The sequence below is a fragment of the Burkholderia sp. PvR073 genome (genome assembly GCF_054055695.1).
Window position 1 is genome coordinate 380,210 of record NZ_JBSRXO010000005.1, and the last position, 22,930, is coordinate 403,139.

A 22,930-nucleotide genomic window follows, 5' to 3' on the forward strand; every position below is an offset into this window, starting at 1 on the left:
AACGCCATGACCCCGACATTCAAGGACAAGATTGCCCGTGCACCGAAAGCGGAACTGCACATCCATATCGAAGGCTCGCTCGAGCCGGAACTGATTTTCGCGCTCGCGCAACGCAACGGCGTGAAGCTCGCGTACGAGTCGATCGACGCGCTGCGCGCCGCTTACGCGTTCACCGACCTGCAGTCGTTCCTCGACATCTATTACGCAGGCGCGAGCGTGCTGCTGACGGAGCAGGATTTCTACGACATGACGGCCGCGTACTGCGAACGCGCGCTCGCCGACAACGTCGTCCACACCGAACTGTTCTTCGACCCGCAGACGCACACCGAACGCGGCGTGCCGATCGAAACGGTGGTGGCCGGCATCGACCGCGCGCTCGCCGATGCCGAGCAACGCGGGCTGTCGAGCAAGCTGATCCTGTGTTTCCTGCGCCACCTGTCCGAAGATGACGCGCTCGCGACGTTCGAATCCGCGCGGCCGCTGTTCGAACGCTATCGCCACCGGCTGATCGGCGTCGGCCTCGACTCGTCCGAGCTCGGCCATCCGCCGGCGAAGTTCGCGCGCGTGTTCGAGAAGGCGCGTGCGCTCGGGCTGAAGCTCGTCGCGCATGCGGGCGAGGAAGGCCCGCCCGCCTACATCCACGAAGCGCTCGACGTGCTGAAGGTCGACCGGATCGACCACGGCGTGCGCAGCATCGAGGACGCGGCGCTCGTCGAACGCCTCGCGCGCACGCGCGTGGCGCTGACCGTGTGCCCGCTGTCGAACCTGAAGCTGTGCGTATTCGACGACATGGCGAAGCACACGCTGAAGGCGCTGCTCGATCGCGGCGTCGCGGTAACGATCAACTCCGACGATCCGGCCTACTTCGGCGGCTACGTCAACGACAACTACTTCGCGACGGTCGACGGGCTGCAGCTGACGGACGCCGAAGTGCACGCCGTGATCCGCAATGGCTTCGAGGCATCGTTCGTCGACGCGGCAGAGCGCGATGCGCTGATCGCGCGTCTCGATTCGTACTGGCAGGCCGCGTGATTGCCGGCATCGAGGTTCGCTAGACAGATGAAACACCGCGACGACATCCGCTTCGCGACGACCGGCTCGGCCCTGCGCCGCGCCGGCCGCATGCGTGCGCGGCACCTGCATGCCGGCATCGCGCCCGTCGCTCGCGCGGCGACGGCGTTGCGCGTCGTCGTGCACCGAAGCCTGTCGTTGCGGCGCGTCATGCCGCTCGCCGCCGCGCCCGTCGCGATCGCGGCGCTGTCCGCCGGCAACCCCGCGATGACGGCCGCGACGCTCGCGTGCGCGCGCACAGTCCGCGGCGCCCCCGCCTGCTCGCGTCGCCGCATCGCGCATGCACGGGCCGCGCCCTTCAGGCCGTCGCCCGCGCGGCACCGACCGTTTTCTTCTGTTCGCCTTACCTTGATGCAGGACCATTCGTCATGACGCAAACCGCTTTCCGTTCCCAGCTGCTGACCTTCAACGGCGACCCGGCGCAGTCGAGCCAGGCCGCGAACCACGAGACCGACGGCCTCCTGATCGTCGACGACGGCAAGGTCGTCGCGGTCGGCCCGTATGCGCGGCTCGCCGCGACGCTCGCGCGCGACGCGATCGTCCACGACCTGCGCGACAAGCTGATCGTGCCCGGCTTCATCGACACGCACATCCACTATCCGCAGACGGACATGATCGCGTCGCCGGCCCCCGGCCTGCTGCCGTGGCTCGACAAGTACACGTTCCCGACCGAGCGTCGGTTCGGCGATCCGGAGCATGCGCGCGAGGTCGCCGACTTCTTCGTCGACGAACTGCTCGCCTGCGGCACGACGAGCGCGCTCGTCTACTGCACCGTGCACAAGCAGTCGGCCGACGCGCTGTTCGCGGCGAGCGAGGCACGCGACCTGCGGATGATCGCGGGCAAGGTGTTGATGGACCGCAACTGCCCCGAGTTCCTGCGCGACACCGCGCAATCGGGCTATGACGACAGCGCCGAGCTGATCGACCGCTGGCACGGCAACGGCCGCCAGCTGTACGCGCTCACGCCGCGCTTCGCGCCGACGTCCACCGAGGCGCAGCTCGAGGCGTGCAGCGAACTCGCGCGCCGCCATCCGGACGTGTTCGTGCAGAGCCACGTCGCGGAAAACGTCGATGAAGTGAAATGGGTCGCGGAGCTGTTCCCCGGCCACCGCAGCTATCTCGACATCTATGATCGCTACGGGCTGCTGCGGCCGCGCGCGGTGTACGGCCACTGCATTCACCTCGACGACGAGGACCGCCGCCGGATGGCCGAGACGCGCACCGTCGTCGCGCACTGCCCGACGTCGAACTTCTTTCTCGGCAGCGGACTGTTCGACTTCGACAAGGCCGGCGAATACGGCGTGCCGGTCACGCTCGCGACCGACGTCGGCGGCGGTACGTCGTTCTCGATGCTGCAGACGATGAACGAGGCGCACAAGGTCGCGCGGCTGTCGGGCCACCACCTGAGTGCGACGCGGATGTTCTGGCTCGCCACGGCCGGCGCCGCGCAGGCGCTCGATCTCGCCGACACGGTCGGCACGCTCGCGCCGCGCACCGAAGCCGACTTCATCGTGCTCGACCCGCAGGCCACGCCGCTGCTCGCGCGCCGCACGAAGCGCGCGGATTCGCTCGAGGAGCTGCTGTTCGCGTTCGCGCTGCTCGGCGACGACCGCGCCGTGTATCGCACGTACGCGGCCGGCCGGCTCGTGCACGAGCGCGGTGCCGCACGCCGCGCCGCCGCCGCGTAACGCGCGCGCGTTTGCCCGCTCCCCTCCTGCTCCGGCGTGCGCTACGGCGCATGCCGGAGCCGCCGGATTCGCTCCGCCCGCCGCACCCGCCGTGCTAGAATTCGCCCCTCATTGGGGAGTAGCCGCTCCGCTCGATGTCCCGCGCTCCCGGCGCGCATCGTGACGGAGGCGTCCGTCAACAGACTTGGCCATGCGGCCATGGCGGACGCAGCCACCAAGGCCTGGCGAGACCGATGGTTCACTGCGCGCCGCATCAGGGCCCGGCGCGCGGCGGATCGTCGCTCGCACGCACAACATCGGCCCGTGGAACCCCATACGTGTCTCAAGCCTTCCTGATCTCCACCGGCGCCGTCGCCCTCGCTGAAATCGGCGACAAGACCCAACTGCTGTCCCTCGTGCTGGCCGCGCGCTATCGCAAGCCCGTGCCGATCATTCTCGGCGTGCTCGTCGCGACGCTCGTGAACCACGGCTTCGCCGGTGCGTTCGGCGAGTGGCTCGGCATACTCGTCACGCCGTCGATCATGCGCTGGGCGCTCGCGTTCTCGTTCATCGCGATGGGATTGTGGATCCTCGTGCCGGACAAGCTCGATGCCGACGAAGCCAATGCGACCCGCTCGCGGCTCGGCGTGTTCGGCGCGACGCTCGTCGCGTTCTTCCTCGCGGAAATGGGTGACAAGACGCAGATCGCGACCGTCGCGCTCGCCGCGCGCTTCCAGGATTACATCGGCGTGGTGGCCGGCACGACCTTCGGGATGATGCTCGCGAACGTGCCCGCGATCCTGCTGGGCGACCGTTTCGCGCACCGCCTGCCGACGAAGCTGGTGCACGGCATCGCGGCCGTGCTGTTCATCGTGCTGGGCGCGCTGGCGTTGCTGGGCGTCGGGGTCTGACGCACACAACGCACGCAGGCAGGTGGCGCGGCCGGGCGGCCGCGCCGGTGTCGACAGCGCGTTACTTCGCGAGCGCCGCACCCGAGGCCGGCACGGCCGGCACCGCACGCTCGTTGGCGGCCGGCGCCGCCGCGGGCCCGCCGCGCTTGTCGACCGGCAGCCGCACCGTACGGATCGCGCCGTTCGCCAACGGGAAATCGGCGAGCGCGCTGCGCGCGAGGAACGGCATCGCATACAGCAGCGCACCGTTGTCGCCGGTGGTGCGCGCGGTCACGTTGTAGACCTCCTTGCCGGTCGCGCGCTCGGTGATCCGGATGCCGAGCGTGTAGTCGAACACCTGGTAGGTCTGCGCGACATAACCTGCCGGCATCGGCCCCCAGGGCCCCCACGGGCCCCACGGCCCGCCCCGCCAGTACGGCCCCGGCCCCGCGAACCACGGGTCGTAGTAGACCGGCTGCGGCACCGTCACCACATCGCTGCCGACCCCGTAGGTCAGCCCGACCAGATAGCGCGCCTGCGCGGCCGGCACCTGCCGGAATGCGTACGCGGACAACTCGTTCGCGACGATCGGCTCGTAGGTCGACTGCTCGATGCTGTGTTTCTGCGCATCGGTGCGCGTGAAGGCGTAAGTGCGTGTCGCGTCGCTGCCGCTCCAGTCGGAGAAGGCCGTGACCTGCGTCGTCACGTAGCTGGTGCAGCCCGTCAGCAGCGCCACGCACAGCACCGCCGCCCAGCCCGCACCGCGTTGAATCCATTCGCGTTTCATGTCGATCCTCGTCGATCCGTCATCCGTACGTCGCACCGCGCGAACCGCACGGGATGCCGATAATACGCGGACTGCCCGAACCGGTAAAAAGTTCGCTGCGGCACGCGGCCGCAAGCCTTTGTACAATGGCCCGGTTCGCCCGGTCCGCGCTGCGGGCCCGATCCCCACCCCACCGATCTCGACGACCATGTCCGACAACGCCTCCTCCACCGTGATCCGCCGCGCCGACTACACGCCGCCGGCCTTCCTCATCGATTCCGTCGCACTCGAATTCGATCTCGCGCCGGCCCGTACGATCGTCAGGAATACGATGCGCGTGCGCCGCAATCCGGACGCGGCGCCCACCCCGCATCTGGAGCTGATGGGCGAAGCGCTCGAATTCCTCGGCGCGCAGCTCGACGGCGCGCCGTACGGTGCGGTGCGTGCGCACGAACACGGGCTGACCGTCGAAAACGTGCCCGACGCGTTCGAGCTCACGCTCGAGAACGCGTGCGCGCCGGACCAGAACACGACGCTGTCCGGCCTGTACGTATCGAGCGGCAACTTCTTCACGCAGTGCGAGGCCGAAGGCTTTCGCCGCATCACCTACTTCCTCGACCGCCCCGACGTGATGGCCTCCTACACCGTCACGCTGCGCGCCGACAAGGCCGCCTATCCGGTGCTGCTGTCGAACGGCAACCTGGTCGACTCGGGCGAGCTGCCCGACGGCCGCCACTTCGCGAAATGGGAAGACCCGTTCCGCAAGCCGAGCTACCTGTTCGCGCTCGTCGCGGGCAAGCTCGTCGCGATCGAGGAGAAGATCACGTCCGGCTCCGGCAAGGAAAAGCTGCTGCAGGTGTGGGTCGAACCGGCCGATCTCGACAAGACCCGTCACGCGATGGATTCGCTGATCCACTCGATCCGCTGGGACGAGAAGCGCTTCGGTCTCGAGCTCGATCTCGACCGCTTCATGATCGTCGCGGTCGGTGACTTCAACATGGGCGCGATGGAGAACAAGGGGCTCAACATCTTCAACACGAAGTACGTGCTGGCGAACCCCGAGACCGCGACCGACACCGACTTCGCGAACATCGAGTCGGTGGTCGGCCACGAGTACTTCCACAACTGGACCGGCAACCGCGTGACCTGCCGCGACTGGTTCCAGCTGAGCCTGAAGGAAGGCCTGACGGTGTTCCGCGATCAGGAGTTCTCGGCCGACATGGCAGCGGGCGACGACGTCGCATCGGCGGCCCGCGCGGTCAAGCGCATCGAGGACGTGCGCGTGCTGCGCCAGTTGCAGTTCGCCGAGGACGCGGGCCCGATGGCGCATCCGGTGCGTCCGGAAAGCTACGTCGAGATCAACAACTTCTACACGATGACCGTCTACGAGAAAGGCTCGGAAGTCGTGCGGATGTACCAGACGCTGTTCGGCCGCGACGGGTTCCGCAAGGGGATGGACCTGTACTTCAAGCGCCACGACGGTCACGCGGTGACCTGCGACGACTTCCGTCACGCGATGGCCGACGCGAACGGGCGCGATCTCGCGCAGTTCGAGCGCTGGTACAGCCAGGCCGGCACGCCGCGCGTGTCGGTGCGTACCGCGTACGACGCGGCCGCACGCCGCTACACGGTCACGCTCGCGCAGGGCTACGGCGATGCGTCGCCGGCGGCGCGCGAGACGCAACAGGGGCCGCTGCTGATCCCGTTCGCGATCGGCCTGATCGGCCGCGACGGCCGCGACCTGCCGCTGCGTCTCGACGGCGAAGCCGCCGCGTCGGGCACGACGCGCGTGCTCGACTTCACCGACACCGAGCAGACCTTCACGTTCGTCGACGTGCCGGAACAGCCGCTGCCGTCGCTGCTGCGCAATTTCTCGGCGCCGGTGATCGTCGAGTACGACTACAGCGACGACGATCTCGCGTTCCTGCTCGCGCACGACAGCGACCCGTTCAACCGCTGGGAAGCCGGCCAGCGCCTCGCGACGCGCGCGCTGCTGACGCTCGCCGCGCGCGCCGCCGCGAACCAGCCGCTCACGCTCGGCGGCAACTTCGTCGCCGCGTTCCGCCGCGTGCTGACCGATGAAAACCTGTCGCCCGCGTTCCGCGAACTCGCGCTGACGCTGCCGTCGGAAACCTATCTCGCCGACCAGATGGCGGAAGCCGATCCGGCCGCCGTGCATCGCGCACGCCAGTTCGTGCGCCGCCAGCTCGCGACCGCGCTGCGCGCCGAGTGGCTCGCCGCGCACGAGCAGCACCAGACGCCGGGCGCGTACGAGCCGACGCCCGAAGCGTCCGGCCGCCGCGCGCTGAAGAACCTCGCGCTCGCGTATCTCGCCGAGCTCGAGGATCCGGCCGACGCCGTGCGCATCGCGACCGCGCAATACGACGCGGCGAACAACATGACCGATCGCGCCGCCGCGCTCGGCGCGCTGCTGTCCGCCGCGGCCTCGGGCGCGAACGACGCGGCCACGCGTGCGCTCGACGACTTCTACCGTCGCTTCGAGAAGGAAGCGCTCGTGATCGACAAGTGGTTCGCGATGCAGGCCGCGCAACGCGGCACGTCCGCCCAGCCGACGCTCGAGAAAGTCCGCAAGCTGATGGCCCACCCCGCGTTCAACCTGAAGAACCCGAATCGCGCACGCTCGCTGATCTTCAGCTTCTGCGCGGCGAACCCGGCGCAATTCCACGCGGCGGACGGTTCGGGCTACGCGTTCTGGGCCGAACAGGTGCTCGCGCTCGACGCGATCAACCCGCAAGTCGCCGCGCGCCTCGCCCGCTCGCTCGAACTGTGGCGCCGCTTCACGCCGGCGCTGCGCGACCGGATGCGCGAAGCGCTCGAGCAGGTCGCGGCCGGCGCGAAATCGCGCGACGTGCGCGAGATCGTCGAGAAGGCGCTCGCGTAACGGCACGCATGCGATTCGCGTCGCGCTCCCGCGCGAAGAAGCCGGCGCCGCCCCGTTGCGGCGCCGGCTTTTTTATCGGCGGAAGGTTCGCGGGGTCAGAGCCGGAGCGCGCGTTCGACCGCCCGCCAGTGGTGCCGCCGCAGGGCCGGTCCGCTGCGCCGCGCACGCCGGAACCCGGCCGAATCGGCCGCCCGGCCATGTAACCGGACGAAAAAAGCCGGCGGCGCGAGAGGCGCGGCGGGTAAAATTGCGGGCATTCAAGGATTCTTTGGCCTTTCGGAGTCAGTCATGTCCATTGCCCGCCGCACCACGCTGTCGAAGTTCCTGATCGAACAGCAACGTGAGACCAACAACCTCCCCGCCGACCTGCGCCTGCTGATCGAAGTCGTCGCACGCGCGTGCAAGGCGATCAGCTACAACGTGTCGAAGGGCGCGCTCGGCGAAGCGCTCGGCACCGCCGGCAGCGAGAACGTCCAGGGCGAAGTGCAGAAGAAGCTCGACATCCTGTCGAACGAGATCCTGCTCGACGCGAACGAATGGGGCGGCAACCTCGCCGCGATGGCGTCGGAGGAGATGGAAACGTTCTTTCCGATTCCCGCGAACTACCCGCGCGGCGAATACCTGCTCGTGTTCGATCCGCTCGACGGCTCGTCGAACATCGACGTGAACGTGTCGATCGGCACGATCTTCTCGGTGCTGCGCTGCCCGGACGGCAAGCAGGCCACCGAGGAATCGTTCCTGCAGCCCGGTACGGAGCAGGTCGCGGCCGGCTACGCGGTGTACGGCCCGCAAACGGTGTTCGTGCTGACGACCGGCAACGGCGTGAACTGCTTCACGCTCGACCGCGAAGTCGGTTCGTGGGTGCTCACGCAAAGCAACATGCAGATCCCGGCCGATACGCGCGAATACGCGATCAACGCGTCGAACGCGCGCCACTGGTACGAGCCGGTCCAGCGCTATGTCGACGAACTGAACGCCGGCAAGGACGGCCCGCGCGGCGACAACTTCAACATGCGCTGGATCGCGTCGATGGTGGCCGACGTGCACCGGATCCTGAACCGCGGCGGCATCTTCATGTACCCGGCCGACAAGCGCACGCCCGATCGCCCGGGCAAGCTGCGCCTGATGTATGAAGCGAACCCGATGTCGTTCATCGTCGAACAGGCGGGCGGCGCCGCGACGACGGGCACGCAGCGCATCATGGAAGTGCAGCCGACCGGCCTGCACCAGCGCGTGCCGGTCTTCCTCGGTTCGAAGAACGAAGTCGAGCGCGTGACCGGCTATCACAACGAAGGCGAAGGCAAATAAATTTGCCCCGCAGCACTGGACGAAGGTGCGAGACGTCAGTACAATCGCGCCTTCGCGATGTGGCCCTGACAGGCTGCGTCGCAATGAAGTGAAAGCGGGAAGTCCGCAGGATCGATGGTTTCGCGAAGCAGCAGCAAGCTGAAAAAATTTCGCAAAACCTATTGCCAAGATCTCGGATTTGACCATATAATTTCATTTCTCTGCTGCCGGTGTAGCTCAGTTGGTAGAGCAGCGCATTCGTAATGCGAAGGTCGTAGGTTCGACTCCTATCTCCGGCACCAAGACATAAAGGTCTGACAAGCATCGCTTGTCAGACCTTTTCTCTTTTCCAGCCGCGTTTTTTCTGGCCGCGTTTTCCGATACACGAAATCGTGCGCCCGCCCCGTCATTTCCGCTTGCGGGCATCTCCCGACTCCCACCCCGCGCACCGCCGATTACAATCGTCGGATCACCCTGCCCTCCCTTGCATCATGCGCACCTGGCGTCTCGAGCGACCGAACCTCAGCGGGCAACTGGACGTGTCCCGTGCGACCGGCCTCGTCGCCGCGATCGGCGGCAGCGAGCCGAACGCGTTCGCCGCGGAAATCCTGAAGCTGTTCGACGATGCGCTGTCCGTCACGCAGTGCACGATCTTCGCGTACGAGTTCGGCAACCGGCCGCGCACCGTGTCGGTCGCCGATCATCGCGGCGGTCGCTACCTGCGCGATGTCGCCGACACCTACGCGCGACATTTCTATGCGCTCGACGGCAACCAGACGATCGTCTCGGCCGCCGGTCGCGGTACGCACCGCCGCGACGTGCTGCTGCATCAGCAGGCCGGCGACGAGATCGGTCACGACGCGTATCGCGCGGCCTGCTACCGCGGCCCCGACGTATCCGATCGCCTCGCGCTGCTGATGCAGCCGAACGACTCGACCTGGTTGTCGATCAACCTGTATCGCGCGCATCGCAGCGGCGCATTCCAGCCGCGCGAGATCGCGGCCATCGAAACGCTCGCGCCGCTGATCGCGCAGGCGGCGCAACATCATTACGCGCTCGTGGGTTCGACGCAGATCGGCATCCCGCAACTGATGCTCGCGCGGCTGCGCGGCGCCTGTCCGGCGTTGTCCAAGCGCGAACTCGACGTGCTGCGCGGTGTGCTCGAAGGCCAGAGCGCGCGGGAAATCGGCGACATGATCGGCGTGAAGGCGTCGAGCGTCGTCACCTACCAGAAGCGCGCGTACCGGCGTCTCGGCATCTCGAGCCAGCGCCAGCTGTTTGCGCTGTGCCTGCAACCGTGAACGGCGCCCGCCGATCCTGAACGCGTCCGGGTAAATCCCGACCCGCCGCCAGCCGCTCGCCGTACCCGGAATGGGGACAGCGGTGAGCGGCACGGCTTCCATACTGCATCGACCCGCCGCACACCTCGTGTCATCGCGCGGGTGCGTCCGATCACTGCAACCTGGAAGCCAACGATGGGCATCGAATTCAAGCCATATCCGTTCGTCGCCGCGCGCCACGCGGCGCACCTGCCGACCTGCAGCGACGGTGTCGATACGCAGCGGCACCGCGTCGCGATCGTCGGTGGCGGGCCGGTGGGTCTCGCCGTCGCACTCGGCCTCGCCAATCACGGCATCCGCAGCGTGCTGATCGAAGCCGACGACTCGGTCTGTCACGGCAGCCGCGCGATCTGCATCTCGCGACGCAGCCTCGAGATCATCGAGCGGCTCGGCGCGCTCGACGACTTCCTGCGCGTCGGACTGCCGTGGAGCGGCGGGCGCAGTTTCCATCGTCGCGACGAAGTGCTGCATTTCACGATGCCGCAGGACGAGAACCAGAAGCTGCCGCCGATGGTGAACCTCGCGCAGTATCACATCGAGCAGTTCCTGCTCGATGCCGCGCTGCGCCGCCCCGAGCTCATCGAGATCCGCTGGCAGGCGAAGGTCGCGGGCGTCACGCGCTACCCGGACGGCGTGCGCCTCGACATCGAAACGCCGCTCGGCGGCTACGCACTCGATGCCGACTGGATCGTCGCGAGCGATGGCGGGCGCAGCACGATGCGCGAGGCGCTCGGCCTGTCGCTTCAGGGTACGAGCTACGAAGGCCGCTACGTGATCGTCGACATCGCGCTCGACAGCGACCGGCCGACCGAACGGCTCGCGTATTTCGACCCGCCGTCGAACCCCGGCTCGACGGTGCTCGTCCACAAGCAGCCCGACAACGTGTGGCGGATCGACTACCAACTGCGCGACGACGAGGATCCCGACGCGGCCGTGAAGCCCGAGAACGTGATCCCGCGCGTGCAGAACCTGCTGGACATGATGGGCGAACGCGGCGACTGGTCGCCGATCTGGATCACGATCTACAAGGCGAACGCACTGACGCTCGAACGCTACCGGCACGGCCGCGTGCTGTTCTGCGGCGACGCCGCGCACCTCGTGCCGATCTTCGGCGTGCGCGGCGCGAATTCGGGCATCGACGACGCCGACAACGTCGCGTGGAAACTGGCGTACGTGATTCGCGGCCTCGCGTCGGACGCACTGCTCGACAGCTATTCGGACGAGCGGGTGTTCGCGACGCACGAGAACCTGCGCTACGGCACCAAGAGCACCGAGTTCATGGCGCCGCCGTCGTTCGCGTTCGAGCTGATGCGCAAGGCCGTGCTGACACTCGCGGTCCGGCATCCGGCGTTGCGCTCGCTGATCAATCCGCGCCAGACGACGGCCATCGCGTACACGGCGTCGCCGCTCAACGCGGACGAGCGCGATGCATTTCCGGCCGGACCGGCGCCCGGCACCGTACTCGCGGAATGTCCGCTGATGCTGCAGACGTCGCTCGACATCGGCAACGCCGGCGGCGCACGCCGCGGCCATCTGACCGATCTCGTCGGCCCATGCTTCACGGCGTTGCGCTTCACGCGCGACGGCGCGCCCGATCCATCGTTCGCCGAACTCGAGCAACACCTGCACGCCGCCCGCATACCGTTCGCGCTGGTAACGCTCGCGCGGCATGCGGCATCGCACCATCCGGGATGCGACGGCTACGATGCCGACGACCGGCTGTTCGACCTGTACGGTGCGCGCGACGGCACCGTCTACCTCGTGCGTCCGGACGGACACGTGCTCGGCCGCTGGCACGACGCGCGCCCCGCCGACCTGACCGCCTCACTCGAGCGTGCGCTTCGCCCGCGCACGTCGGCCGATCTTCAGGAGAACGCATGATGACCGACACCGAACGCGACATCCTCTACACCGACCTGTGCCGCGCGATGACCCGCATCGGCGAAACCGACGCCCCGCTCTTTCTCGCCCGCTTCGCGCTGCTGGCGATCGAGACGATCGGCGATACGGCGACCGTCACCCGCCTGATTGCAGACGCCGGCGACGGCCTGCCCGATACGGGCGCACCGGCGCCGGCGCGCGGACAATGATGCATGACACACCGCCGAACGGGCAGCACCCTTCCTTACAGGTTCATTTCGCCGCGCATCGTTTGCGCCCCCGCCGCGCCGTAGGCAGACGAATCCCCTGGAAAAACCCGTTAAGGGTGCATAACATTACTTAACGATTCCGACCCGTCTATCGCGTTACATTGCGTGGGCGGCGCGGCGGGTCGCATGCCGCCTTCCTGCAGCTTGCGGCGAAACAGCCGACGTCCGGTCATTTCGACTCAATACAAGGAGAGGATCACCATGACTCATGGCTTGATTATGTGGCTCATCATCGGCGCAATCGCCGGCTGGCTGGCAGGCCTGCTGGTCAAGGGCGGCGGGTTCGGCCTGATCGTCGACATCATCGTCGGTATCGTCGGCGCGGTGATCGGCGGCTGGCTGGCCGGGATGCTCGGCATCACCATCGGCAGCGGCTTCATCGGCTCGGTGATCGTCGCTGTCATCGGCGCCGTGGTCCTGCTGTTCGTGATCCGGCTATTCAGGCGCGCGGCCTGACGATCTTCTCGCGCGCCTTCGGGCGCGCGCTGGTTTGTTTTCGCATCGAAGCGGCGCGCGACATCCCGCGCGCCGCCTTCCGTTTGCAGCGGCGCTTGCCGCGCTGCGACCAGCCGTCGAGCACGTCGGTCGTCAGCAATCCGCTGCGCGCTTCGCGTGCGCCATCGCGACCGATCCACACGGTACGCGGCATTTCTCCCCGCCATCCCGCATCGAGCGCCGCCCGCAGACGCTCGGGCATCGGCTCCGCGTTCGCATACTGCGCGACCTGCGGCGGCAGGTTCATTTGCGCGAGCGCCTGGGTGATCGCGGTGCCGTTGTCGTCATAAGCGTCCATCGCGACCATGGCGAGCTGCACGTCCGGATGCCGGCGCTGCCACGCGACGAGATGCGCGGCGTTCTCGCGGCAGTATCCGCAATCGAGCGACCAGATCTCGACCGCGAGCGGCCGTTCGTGCGCCGTCGCATACAACTTCGCGACCTCGGCCACGCGCAGCGGCTGCAGCTCGCCGGCCCACGCCGGCAGGCTCGCGAGCGCGGCGCCGATCAACACCATCAGCCGTTTCATTGTGCGCCCTCCACGGGAATCAGCCGGTAGCCGTCGTTACGCGTACGCCACGACAGGTAGATGCGGCCCGCGTCGTCGAGCAGTTGCGGATTGTCGCTCGCGCCCGAGGTCGACGCGATCACGCGCGGCGCCGACCAGTGCTCGCCGCGATCGTCCGAGCGGCGCAGCTTGATCTGCATCGCGTCGCCGTCGAACGCCTTCCACGCAAGCCAGACGACGTCGCCGCGCGCGACGAGCGCCGCATGCGATGCCTGCTCGGCCGGCGCCGCCGGATTCGCGCCGAATGCCCACGGCGTGCCGCGCGGCTGGCCGTCGGCGCCGATGCGCGAGTAGAACACGTCGGCGCGGCCATCGACGACGCCGAACCACGCGATATGACGCGTACCGTCGGGCGTGATCGCAAGCGCCGGCCCGTGCTCGGGGCAAGCCTCGACATGCCAGTTCGAGAACGTCGCACGCACCGGCACGACGGGCTCCGACGCCGACACGGGCAGCACCGCGAGCGCATGATCGCGGATCTGTCCCGGGAACACGTTGCGCCACACGCCTTCGATGTGTCCGGCCGGATCGATCGCCATCGCGATGCGGCAGCATTCGCACGTGTGGTCGGTCACCTTGCGCTCGGGCTCGAACGACGCGCCGCCGTCGCGCGACACCGCGTAGTAGACGGCCGCGCCTTCATACGCCTGCCCCGCCGCTTTCGCCGCGACGAGATCGCGCTTGTCGATCCACGCGATCGCGATGTTGCCGGCCGGATCGACGGCCATCATGTCGAAGCGGTGCGTGATCGCCTGCCGGTCGCGATGCACGGTGACGGGCACGCTCCAGGTCGCGCCGCCGTCGAGCGAGCGCGAGAAGCGCACCATGCCGGTGTACGGCGCATCGAGCGGCATCGACCACGACACGTACACCGCACGGCCGTCGGGGCTCGTCGCAATCTTCGGCCGATTCTCCGCGCTCGTGTAGATCGGCTCGGGCATCGCGTTGACGGTCACGGGCGCGGACAGCGTGCGGCCCGCGTCGTCCGAGTGCGCGACGACGACGTGCGCGCCTTCGACCCATGCGACCCACAGCCGGTGCCGCGCGTCGAACGCGGCGCCGGTCGCGAGCGGCTGCTTCTGTTGCGCCGGCGCAGCCTGCATGCTCATGTGCGCGGCATGCGGATCGGCGGTTTTCGGTGCGTCGTGCGCGCCGGCGGGCGACAGCGCCGCGAGCCACAGCGCGCAGCCTGCCGCGAACGATTTCACAGCGACCATTTCAGTTCTCCAAAGAAAGTGCGGCCCGGATACGGGTGGAACACGTAGTAGCGGCGGTCCGTCAGGTTGTCGATGCCGACCGAGGCGGTCCAGTGACGGTCGAACCGGTAGCGCGCCTTCAGGTCGACGACCGTGAAGATGCTCGTGCCGCCGTACACGTCCGGATTCACGTCGCTGTTGTCCAGCGTGTTGAACTGGCGACCCGAGTAGCGGACACCGACGCTCGCGAGCCAGTGCTCGTCGAAGCGGTACGACGCGAGCAGGTTCGCGCGCATGCGCGGGATGCGCGGAAAGCGCGAGCCGACGTACGCGGGATTCGCGGTGTCGGCCAGGATCTGCGCATTGCTCGCCGACACATTCGCGTCGATGTCGAGCCCGCGCAGCCCGACGTTCCGGCCGCTGAATCCGAGTTCGACGCCGCGCACGCGCACGCGATCGACGTTCGAGATGTTGGTGACGGTCGACGCGCCCGACACCGTCGTCTGGCTGTAGATCGAATCGCGCAGGTCGCTCTGGAACACGCTCGCGCGCACGACGCCGACGCCCACGTCGCGCTCGGCCGTGAAGTCCCAGTCGATCGCCTTTTCCGGCCGCAGGCTCGGGTTGTTGTTGACGATCGCGTTGTTCGAGATCGTGCCCTGGAATAGTTCGCCGACCGTCGGGAAGCGCGTGCCCGTCGCGAACGACACCCGGAAGCGCCAGACGTCCGTCGCGTCCCACTGCAGCGCGACTTTCGGCGACAGCGCATTCGCGCCGCGGTCCGCGTAGCCGACCGTGCCGTCCGCGTTGCCGAGCGCCCCGCCATATGCATCCCAGCGCTCGTAGCGCAGGCCGAGGGTCGCGAGCCAGCCGGGCGCGAAACGCCACGCGTCCTGCGCGAACAGCGCCTGGGTGCGCGTGTCACCCTGATAGACGCTCGCGAGCGAGGTGGTCGGCCCGGCCAGCCAGTCGGCCGTGTTGTACGTGACGTTGCGCAGGAAATAGTTGTCGTAGTGATAGCCGAACGTGAACGTATGGCCCTTCACTTCCGGCGCCTCGGCCTTCAGGTCGAGCGTACGCCAGCCCGTGCCGTCGCCCTGGAACAGCGTGCCCGCCCCGCCCTGCGCGGTCGCTGCCGCGCGCAGCACGTCGCGCGACACGTCGTATGCGGACACCACGCCCGACAGCCGCCAGCCCGAATCGAGCCGGCCGTTCAGGCCGAGCGCGTACAGCCAGTTCTCCTGGTCGCCGCGCTGCGGCGCGAATGCACTCGGCGCGACGGTCACGTTCCGGCCGCCGATCGACATGTTGCCGCCGTAGACGGGATTGCCGGCCGCGTCGCGCAGGAAGGTTTCGCCGTGCTGCCGGTAATGGTTCTCCCAGTGCCCGAGCGTCAGCGTCGCGTCGACGCGGTCCGTGAACGCATAGCCCATCCGGACCGTCTCGTTGAGCTGCTCGGTCCGCTCGATGTTCTGCGCGCCGACAATCGTGCGCGGCTTGCCGTTGGGTCCGATGTCGGTGGCCGCGCCCGACACGGGCACCGCGGCGCCGAGCTTCGGGTTGTACGCGGAATTGGGGCTTGCATACTGCATCGGCTGACCGTCGTTCTCCAGCCGGTCGAGCGACAGCGAGAACCAGAATTTGCCGATCCGGTTCGCGATCCGCGCGGTCTGGTGATTGCCGCCGAAGCTGTCCGCCAGCCCGTAGCCGTCGTGATAGCGCTGCGTGAAGAACTGCGTCGACAGCGACGCCTCGAGTTTGTCGGGGCGCCGCGTCGTCAGCAGCACGGTCGAGCCGATCGCGTTGCCGGGATACAGCGCGGAAAAGGGGCCATACAGCACGTCGACGCGCTCGATATCGTCGGGCGCGATCAGCGACCAGCGCGGCGGGTATGCATAGCTCGAGCCGAGCAGGTTCGACAGCAGCAGGCCATCGGCATACACGAGCCCGCGCGCACTCTGCAGTTCGTTGAAGTCGCGGCCGGCGAACACGCTGTTGCGGTCGCCGATATAGCGCTTGCGAACCATCAGGTTGGGCGCGTACTTCAGCGCGTCCTCGGTCGTGACGTTGGTGTGCGCGTCGATCTGCTCGCGCGTGATCGACTCGACGACGGCCGGCGTATCCGGATCGACGGGTTGCCGCCGGGCGGTAACGCTGACCTCGGTCAGCGTGTCGCCCGGCGGCGCGGGCACAGCTGCGGCAACCGATGCGGCACGGCCGGCCGGGTTGCCCGAGCCGCCGGCCACCGGCTCGGCGGACGCGCCATCGATCGCAGCCGCCTGCGCGGCAGGCCAGGCAAAAGCGGCCGCGCAAGCGAGCGCGAGCCGACCGCGCGACGGTCGCGCGGCGAAGGTGAACGACATGGATGAATTCCTGAAAACGTGACCGGGAGCCGCCGGACGCGAGCCGACGCGCCGCGCGCATACGGCGCGGCGCGCGGACCGGGCCGCGGGCGGCACGCGCGCCTCAGGGGCGCGCGGACGATGTCAATCAGATCGGGACGTTTTCAGGCGGACCGCGCGGCTGCGCGAGGCGGATGCCCTTGCGGGGGAAATCGGGAACGGCCGGGGCGGCCGCCCGGTACGCGAACGCGCGCACGAAACCCGGCAACGCGGGCAGGCTCGTGCCGAGCGCGACGTTCGCCGCGAAGCCGGGACAGTACACGCAGTGCGGCACGCCGGCATGGTCGAACGACGCTGCGCCGCGATCGTCGCCGGACTGCGCGAGGATGACCTGGCGAGCGCCCGCCGCGCTGCACAGCTCGAGCGTGAGCTCGCCGGAACCGCTCGACGCGACACGCGCGTAGCCGATGACGGGCGACAGTACGTTCAGTACCAGCGCCAGCCATACGAGGCCGATCCATCGCGTCGTCCGTTTCATCGCCGGTCCAGGAAAAAGTGCGCGCAAGTATAGCAAGCACCCGATGGTTGCCGATTGAGCCGGATGCAATAGTCGGCATCGCACGGCGCGCCGCAGCGCATGTGCCGTTAATACAACAGAGACAAAATCTAACGATTCGCCACTGGCATAAATCCAAGCGCGAGGTTGATAATTATTGGACCTGCTGGAGAAACGACCATGGACGAAAGACCAACTCGCATGCCCCCGCCCGAGCAAGTGATGAGCCCGGATCCGGAACCCGTCGGCGTGGAATTCCTCGCCGAATTGCCCGACCACGTCCGGGCATTCTTCGACGAGCAGCACAAGCTGTACTCGCCGAAGTGAACCTACGTTCGGTTCTGTAACCGCCACGTGTCGATCGATATCGTGCGGTTCATCGCTGCGTTTTCGGCGCAGATCGCTTCGCACCCGGGCTGCAACGGCCTGACGGTGCCGGGTCAGCGCGTCCGCTGATTCTTCTGTCGCGTCGTTTCGCCGCGCGACTGTCTTCGTCTATCCTTCTGGTTTTCCACCTCCGGCCCGCCCGGCTCTCCCGATCGTTCCGATGAAACAAGCCATTCGTGCCAGCGTCGCTGTCGCCGCGCTCGGCGTCGCCCTTTTTTCGTCGCCGCCCGTCGCGCGCGCCGACGGCGACGACACCGCGCTCACCAACCTCGTCGCGCTCGCGTCGCAGCGGATCGCGCTTGCCGAACCCGTCGCACGCTGGAAATGGGCGAACCACAAGGCGATCGAGGATCAGCCGCGCGAAGCGGAACTGCTCGCATCGGTGGAGAAGCGCGCCGCACAGGCGGGCGTGGATCCGGCGTTCGCGCGTACGTTCTTCGAGGATCAGATCGCCGCGAGCAAGGACGTGCAGAACGCGCTCTTTGCCACCTGGCGCGCGACGCGGCCGCCCGAAGGCACGCCGCCCGACCTCGCGACCAGCACGCGGCCGGCGCTCGACCAGCTCACGCAAAAGATGCTGGCCGCCCTCGTACAGATCGCGCCGCTGCGCGACGCACCCGATTGCCAAGCGCGGCTCGCCCGCAGCATCACGAACTGGAAGACGCTCACCCGCTACGACGCCAGCCGGACGCAGGCGCTCGGCACCGCGCTGTCGCACGTCTGCTCGGCCGGCGGCGCCAGCGCGATCGGCTGACGACGCGCGGCCACCGCGCGCCGCGGCACGCGGCGCTCAGTCGGCAGGCGTGAGCGCCGCGAGCGGAATCAGTTGCAGGCCGCGTGCGAGATGGGTCTGCAGCAGGCGATGGGTATGGGGTTCGTACGCACCGTCCGGGCCGTCGGCCACGAGCCGCACGGCCGCGTCGAGTGATTCGGCCACACCGAGATAGCGCCACCCGTCGATCACGTGAAACAGGCGGCGCTCGCCGCACGCTTCGAACGCGACCGCGCCGTCGAACGGCCAGCACGCATTGCCCGCACGGGCCTTATCTGCCGCGGGCCGCCGGTTGTGCGACGGGCGCAGGCGGGCGATCCACTGCGCTTCGGCGAGCATCGCCCCCAGCTCGTTGCCGGTCTCCCGCCATTCGACTCGCCGCACCTGCTGCGCGAGCCGCATTTCCTTCGACGAGCGCCGCTCGCCGGTCAGCAACGCCCGCAAGCGCTGCCGCACACGCACACTGCGCCCGACGTAAAGGGCTTCGTCGCCCTCCCCGAACAGCGCGTACGCACCGCATCCGGCGGGCGCGGTATCAAGCCACGCTTCGGTCATGCCCCCCGCGAGACGGAAGTGGCGCGTCGTAAGCGCAATCTGGTCGCGCAGACGCTCGAGCGGCACGATCTCGTGCAACTGACGCCAGAACTGCCAAAGGAGATCGGCATCCGCGAGCGCCCGGTGGCGGGCCGCGGGGACAAGGCCATGCCGCTCGATCAGCGCATCGAGTCCGTGCCGCGCCTCGCGCGGAAACAGTGCGCGCGACAGCCGCACCGTACACAGCACGTCCGGATTGAACGCGATGCCGGCACGTTCGAATTCGGCGCGCAGGAAGCCGCGGTCGAAGCTCGCGTTGTGCGCGACGAACAGCTTGCCGTCGAGCCGCTCGAACAGCGCGGGCGCGAGCGACGCGAACGACGGCGCATCGCGCACCATGTCGTCCGAAATGCCGGTCAGTTGCTCGATGAACGGTGGAATCGACTGTCCCGGATTGACCAGCGTCGTCCACGTCGATACGCCGAGCGGGCCGATTTCGACCACGCCGATTTCGGTGATGCGGTGCTCGGCGGACGAGCCACCGGTGGTTTCAAGGTCGACGAAGACGAGCGGCTGCTCGCAGGCGGGATCGGACGGACAAGAATCGGACATGAAAAATGCAGGGAAACGGTGCTTTCGTGAGTATGCACCGGCATGCAGGTTCACGACCAGTCCGAACCGGAAACGATTCGCCGGTAGCCGGCTTTCATGCCCCAAAAAGCAAAAAGCCCCCGCGATGCGGGGGCCGGACGTGATCGGCAGTGCGTGGCGCGTCAGACCGCCTGGATATTCGCTGCCTGCTTGCCTTTCGGCCCGAGTTTCACCTCAAAGGAAACGCGCTGGTTTTCCTTCAGCGTTTTGAAGCCGTCCATCCGGATTTCGGAAAAGTGCGCAAACAAATCTTCGCCGCCATTGTCTGACGTAATAAAGCCGAAACCTTTAGCATCGTTAAACCATTTTACGATACCGGTATCCATACCTTTCTTCCCCACTCGTTTAGATCAAAAAAGCTACTGATATAGCCGCCTCCCGAAATCCCGCAACAGCGCGCCGATACCCACCCCCAGCGCTCCGCCCGGGGACGGAGTGCTCACTTTATAAATTGGACAATCCGGGTGCGTCAAGAAAATTTTTGATGCGTTCTTTATCAAAAAAACGTCAATACCACTGGAATCGGTACACCATCGTCTTTTATTAATTGATTCGCATCAAAAACCTGTCAATATTACCGGGATCGGATCCCCAATAATCAATACCGTGAAAAACCTACCGAGAAAAAACGGGTCGGTAAAATCCTCGGGTTTTTTCGGGTTGCGAAAAGCGGGGGACGTTGCAATGCTGGTGCCAGGCAATGGAAGGAGAAGGGTCATGTGGCTGGATGGAATCAAGCGCTTCGCGAGCCGGCTCGCACGCGCACGCCGCAAGTCCCGCGCGCTGGCCGAGCCCCGTGAAGCGCCGTGCGATACCGAGTTCGATCCGAACTGGCACGGCGATCATTGGCAGAACCTGCTGGCGTCGCCGCTGGACGCCCGTCACTACGTGATGGAAGACTGGACCTATACGCCGCTGCCGGCCGAAGCCGACGACACGCCGCCGGCTGCCAAGCGCAAGCGGCGCTCGTACACGCAGTAGGGATCGAGAAGATGGGGCAAAAAAAAGCGCGACTGGGAAGTCGCGCCGACAAAGGTTTGGAGATCTTTTCCGTCAACGAAAAAGTCTGCTTCGGAAAGCAGAGATCGCAGTATAGCGAGAGAACATCCTTTCATTATCCATGCTCCACACAAACCTCTATTGCCGATGTGTCAATAATCGCGCTAGGCCTACCCTCGCCTGCCCCTGAGCGCCTGTCGCGATCGCGCAACGCCTAGTACGCAGTCCTGAGTAGCATTTCCGCCTGCTGCGCCGCCGCAAAGCCTTGCTGGCCGCGGCTCTCCGCGCATGCGGTTATTCTTGCGCGATTCAAAATACAGTATTGCAGGAAGCGGTTTTCGTCCCCGCCCGGACCGATCCGTACACTGCAAATGGTTTTCCGACGAGGGTGCCGCGCCCCACGCGCACGGTGTCGCCGACCCGCGACGCCGCCGATGCCCACAGCAGGTTCGATCGACATCATCCTGTTTGGAGACAGATCATGAAAAAGACCCTGATCGTCGCCGCATTGGCGGGCGTGGCTGCCAGCGCCGCCCATGCGCAAAGCAGCGTCACGCTGTACGGCCTGATCGATGCCGGCATCACCTACACGAACAACCAGCATGGTCACAGCGCGTGGCAGGAGACGAGCGGCTCGATCAACGGCAGCCGCTGGGGCCTGCGCGGCACCGAGGATCTCGGCGGCGGACTGAAGGCGATCTTCACGCTGGAAAACGGCTTCGGCATCAACAACGGTTCACTGAAGCAGAACGGCCGCGAGTTCGGTCGCCAGGCGTTCGTCGGGCTCGCGCACAACAGCTACGGCTCGCTCACGCTCGGCCGCCAATATGACAGCGTCGTCGACTTCGTCGGCCCGCTGTCCCTGACCGGCACCCAGTATGGCGGCACGCAGTTCGCGCACCCGTTCGACAACGACAACCTGAACAACTCGTTCCGGATCAACAACTCGGTCAAGTACCAGAGCGCGAACTACGGCGGCCTGAAGTTCGGCGGCCTGTACGGCTTCTCGAATTCCACCGGTTTCGCGAACAATCGCGCGTACAGCGTCGGCGCGTCGTACAGCTACATGGGTTTCAACGTCGCGGCCGCGTACCTGCAGCTCAACAACAACATCAACGCGCTGGCGCTCGCGGCCAGCGACCCCGGCGCGGTAGCCGGCGACTGGACCTTCGCGGCCAGCCGGCAGCGCACCTGGGGCGCAGGCCTCAACTACACGTTCGGGCCCGCGACGGCCGGCTTCGTGTTCACGCAGACGCGCCTGACCAATTCGGCCGGGATCAGCCCCGGGCAGTCCGGCGTGTCGAGCGGCATCCCGCTCACCGGCGGCACGCGCTTCAATAATTACGAGGTGAATGGCCGCTACGCGCTGACGCCGGCGTTCTCGCTCGCCGGCTCGTACACGTACACCGACAGCCGTCTCGACGGCCAGACGCCAAGCTGGCACCAGTTCAACCTGCAGGCCGACTATGCGCTGTCGAAGCGCACCGACCTGTACCTGCAGAGTGAATACCAGCGGGTCAATGCCAATGGGCTGGCGATCGGCGCGAACATCAACGGACTCGGCACCGCGTCGTCGACGAACAAGCAGATCGCCGTCACGGCCGGCATGCGCCACCGCTTCTGAGCGATACGATGGGCCCCGGCCGTTCGACCGGGACCGTCATGACGAAGCGCCCCGCCCGGGGCGCTTGTTCGTTTCAGCGCGGCGTGGCGCGGATGCGTCGCTTCATGCTCACACGTTGCCCGCTGCCGGATAGCGAACGTCGAGCACGTCGATCGGCTGCGGACCGGCCGGCGTCATCAGCGTGACGGTATCGCCGATCTTCGCCTTGATGAGCGCCCGCGCGACCGGCGAGATCCAGCTGACGCAACCGCGATCGAGATCGACCTCGTCGATCCCGACGATCGTGATGGTGTGATCCTCGCCGTCCGGCGTCGCATAATCGACGGTCGCGCCGAAGAACACCTGGTCGACGTTCTCCTGCCGGCTCGCGTCGACGACTTCGGCGAGATCGAGCCGCTTCGTCAGGAAGCGGATCCGGCGGTCGATCTCGCGCAGCCGCCGCTTGCCGTAGATGTAATCGCCGTTCTCCGACCGGTCGCCGTTCGACGCGGCCCACGACACGAGGCGCACGACCTCGGGACGCTCGACGTCGATCAGGTTCAGGAGCTCGTCCCTGAGCCGCTTGTGGCCGGCCGGCGTGATGTAGTTCTTCGTGCCCGCCGGGATCGCGGGTTGACTCGAGTCGAGATCGTCGTCGTCACCGTCCGACTCTTTGACAAACGCCTTGTTCATGATGCGGATTCAAAACCTGGATGATCGATGCTTCAAGGGTACACGAAGGCGGCCGCACAAT

The 22,930-nt window shown here is 67.1% G+C and carries 21 protein-coding genes, 1 tRNA gene, 1 pseudogene and 1 riboswitch; of the genes and pseudogenes, 15 read left to right on the top strand and 8 right to left on the bottom strand.

What is annotated here, in order from left to right; genetic code table 11:
• The first annotated feature begins 6 nt into the window (after positions 1-6).
• From ACVK00_RS18465 to ACVK00_RS18480, 4 genes are all read left to right on the top strand, one after another.
• Positions 7-1,032, top strand: a complete 1,026-nt coding sequence (locus ACVK00_RS18465; RefSeq protein ID WP_284888929.1) for an adenosine deaminase — start codon at positions 7-9, stop codon at positions 1,030-1,032.
• Positions 1,033-1,443 (top strand): hypothetical protein, encoded by a 411-nt coding sequence (locus tag ACVK00_RS18470; protein ID WP_284888928.1) that lies wholly within the window; start codon positions 1,033-1,035, stop codon positions 1,441-1,443.
• Positions 1,440-2,759 carry a guanine deaminase gene (gene guaD, locus ACVK00_RS18475; protein WP_284888927.1) on the top strand — a complete coding sequence of 440 codons (1,320 nt, stop codon included), beginning with the start codon at positions 1,440-1,442 and terminating at the stop codon, positions 2,757-2,759. Before ACVK00_RS18470 ends, guaD begins: the two co-directional genes overlap by 4 nt.
• Positions 2,760-2,860: 101 nt before the next feature.
• Positions 2,861-2,998, top strand: a riboswitch (yybP-ykoY riboswitch).
• A gap of 78 nt (positions 2,999-3,076) precedes the next feature.
• Positions 3,077-3,649 (top strand): TMEM165/GDT1 family protein, encoded by a 573-nt coding sequence (locus tag ACVK00_RS18480; protein WP_166725651.1) that lies wholly within the window; start codon positions 3,077-3,079, stop codon positions 3,647-3,649.
• A 61-nt stretch (positions 3,650-3,710) separates the two neighbouring features.
• Here ACVK00_RS18480 and ACVK00_RS18485 read toward each other — a convergent pair whose 3' ends face one another.
• On the bottom strand, positions 3,711-4,415 hold the full coding sequence (locus tag ACVK00_RS18485; RefSeq protein ID WP_354122933.1) for a DUF4136 domain-containing protein: 705 nt from the start codon (positions 4,413-4,415) through the stop codon (positions 3,711-3,713).
• Between the two features lie 187 nt (positions 4,416-4,602).
• On the opposite strand from ACVK00_RS18485, the gene pepN reads away from it, so the two are divergent.
• The 7 genes from pepN to ACVK00_RS18520 all read left to right on the top strand — a co-directional run bounded on the left by pepN (position 4,603) and on the right by ACVK00_RS18520 (position 12,529).
• Positions 4,603-7,296, top strand: a complete 2,694-nt coding sequence (gene pepN / locus ACVK00_RS18490; RefSeq protein ID WP_284888926.1) for an aminopeptidase N — start codon at positions 4,603-4,605, stop codon at positions 7,294-7,296.
• Between the two features lie 288 nt (positions 7,297-7,584).
• Complete coding sequence (locus tag ACVK00_RS18495) at positions 7,585-8,604, top strand: class 1 fructose-bisphosphatase (protein WP_166725654.1); 1,020 nt, start codon at positions 7,585-7,587, stop codon at positions 8,602-8,604.
• 205 nt (positions 8,605-8,809) lie between these two features.
• A tRNA-Thr gene (locus ACVK00_RS18500) sits at positions 8,810-8,885 on the top strand.
• Positions 8,886-9,074: 189 nt separating this feature from the next.
• Positions 9,075-9,884 (top strand): helix-turn-helix transcriptional regulator, encoded by an 810-nt coding sequence (locus ACVK00_RS18505; protein ID WP_228907095.1) that lies wholly within the window; start codon positions 9,075-9,077, stop codon positions 9,882-9,884.
• Between the two features lie 174 nt (positions 9,885-10,058).
• Positions 10,059-11,804, top strand: coding sequence for an FAD-dependent oxidoreductase (locus tag ACVK00_RS18510; RefSeq protein WP_284888925.1), 1,746 nt, complete (start codon positions 10,059-10,061; stop codon positions 11,802-11,804).
• The gene (locus ACVK00_RS18515) at positions 11,801-12,013 is read left to right on the top strand and encodes a hypothetical protein (protein WP_228907093.1); all 213 of its coding nucleotides are present in this window, start codon (positions 11,801-11,803) and stop codon (positions 12,011-12,013) included. The genes ACVK00_RS18510 and ACVK00_RS18515 overlap by 4 nt, the downstream gene beginning before the upstream one ends.
• Positions 12,014-12,274: 261 nt before the next feature.
• Positions 12,275-12,529: a GlsB/YeaQ/YmgE family stress response membrane protein gene (locus ACVK00_RS18520; RefSeq protein ID WP_006753220.1), complete on the top strand. Its 255-nt coding sequence runs from the start codon at positions 12,275-12,277 to the stop codon at positions 12,527-12,529.
• An 88-nt stretch (positions 12,530-12,617) separates the two neighbouring features.
• Here ACVK00_RS18520 and ACVK00_RS18525 read toward each other — a convergent pair.
• From ACVK00_RS18525 to ACVK00_RS18540, 4 genes and pseudogenes are all read right to left on the bottom strand, one after another.
• Positions 12,618-13,097, bottom strand: a pseudogene (locus ACVK00_RS18525) (TlpA family protein disulfide reductase); the annotation flags it as partial.
• The gene (locus ACVK00_RS18530; protein ID WP_284888924.1) at positions 13,094-14,353 is read right to left on the bottom strand and encodes a sialidase family protein; all 1,260 of its coding nucleotides are present in this window, start codon (positions 14,351-14,353) and stop codon (positions 13,094-13,096) included. The pseudogene ACVK00_RS18525 and the gene ACVK00_RS18530, both read right to left, overlap by 4 nt.
• Positions 14,341-16,695 carry a TonB-dependent receptor gene (locus tag ACVK00_RS18535; protein WP_284888923.1) on the bottom strand — a complete coding sequence of 785 codons (2,355 nt, stop codon included), beginning with the start codon at positions 16,693-16,695 and terminating at the stop codon, positions 14,341-14,343. Before ACVK00_RS18535 ends, ACVK00_RS18530 begins: the two co-directional genes overlap by 13 nt.
• A 127-nt stretch (positions 16,696-16,822) precedes the next feature.
• Positions 16,823-17,212, bottom strand: coding sequence for a DUF2946 domain-containing protein (locus tag ACVK00_RS18540; RefSeq protein WP_175729923.1), 390 nt, complete (start codon positions 17,210-17,212; stop codon positions 16,823-16,825).
• 198 nt (positions 17,213-17,410) lie between these two features.
• Here ACVK00_RS18540 and ACVK00_RS18545 point away from each other — a divergent pair, with 198 nt between their 5' ends.
• Positions 17,411-17,557, top strand: a complete 147-nt coding sequence (locus tag ACVK00_RS18545; RefSeq protein ID WP_006756195.1) for a hypothetical protein — start codon at positions 17,411-17,413, stop codon at positions 17,555-17,557.
• A 220-nt stretch (positions 17,558-17,777) separates the two neighbouring features.
• Entirely contained in the window at positions 17,778-18,371 is a 594-nt protein-coding gene (locus ACVK00_RS18550) for a chorismate mutase (RefSeq protein ID WP_284888922.1), read from the top strand.
• Between the two features lie 36 nt (positions 18,372-18,407).
• Here ACVK00_RS18550 and ACVK00_RS18555 read toward each other — a convergent pair whose 3' ends face one another.
• Both ACVK00_RS18555 and ACVK00_RS18560 read right to left on the bottom strand, forming a co-directional pair.
• Complete coding sequence (locus ACVK00_RS18555; protein ID WP_354123049.1) at positions 18,408-19,535, bottom strand: exonuclease domain-containing protein; 1,128 nt, start codon at positions 19,533-19,535, stop codon at positions 18,408-18,410.
• Between the two features lie 161 nt (positions 19,536-19,696).
• Positions 19,697-19,900, bottom strand: coding sequence for a cold-shock protein (locus ACVK00_RS18560; RefSeq protein WP_006750857.1), 204 nt, complete (start codon positions 19,898-19,900; stop codon positions 19,697-19,699).
• A gap of 391 nt (positions 19,901-20,291) precedes the next feature.
• Here ACVK00_RS18560 and ACVK00_RS18565 point away from each other — a divergent pair, with 391 nt between their 5' ends.
• Positions 20,292-20,555 carry a hypothetical protein gene (locus tag ACVK00_RS18565; protein ID WP_006750856.1) on the top strand — a complete coding sequence of 88 codons (264 nt, stop codon included), beginning with the start codon at positions 20,292-20,294 and terminating at the stop codon, positions 20,553-20,555.
• 499 nt (positions 20,556-21,054) lie between these two features.
• Positions 21,055-22,197: a porin gene (locus ACVK00_RS18570; protein ID WP_284888921.1), complete on the top strand. Its 1,143-nt coding sequence runs from the start codon at positions 21,055-21,057 to the stop codon at positions 22,195-22,197.
• Positions 22,198-22,305: 108 nt separating this feature from the next.
• On the opposite strand, the gene greB is transcribed toward ACVK00_RS18570, so the two are convergent.
• On the bottom strand, positions 22,306-22,869 hold the full coding sequence (gene greB, locus ACVK00_RS18575; RefSeq protein WP_284888920.1) for a transcription elongation factor GreB: 564 nt from the start codon (positions 22,867-22,869) through the stop codon (positions 22,306-22,308).
• Between the last annotated feature and the right edge of the window lie 61 nt (positions 22,870-22,930).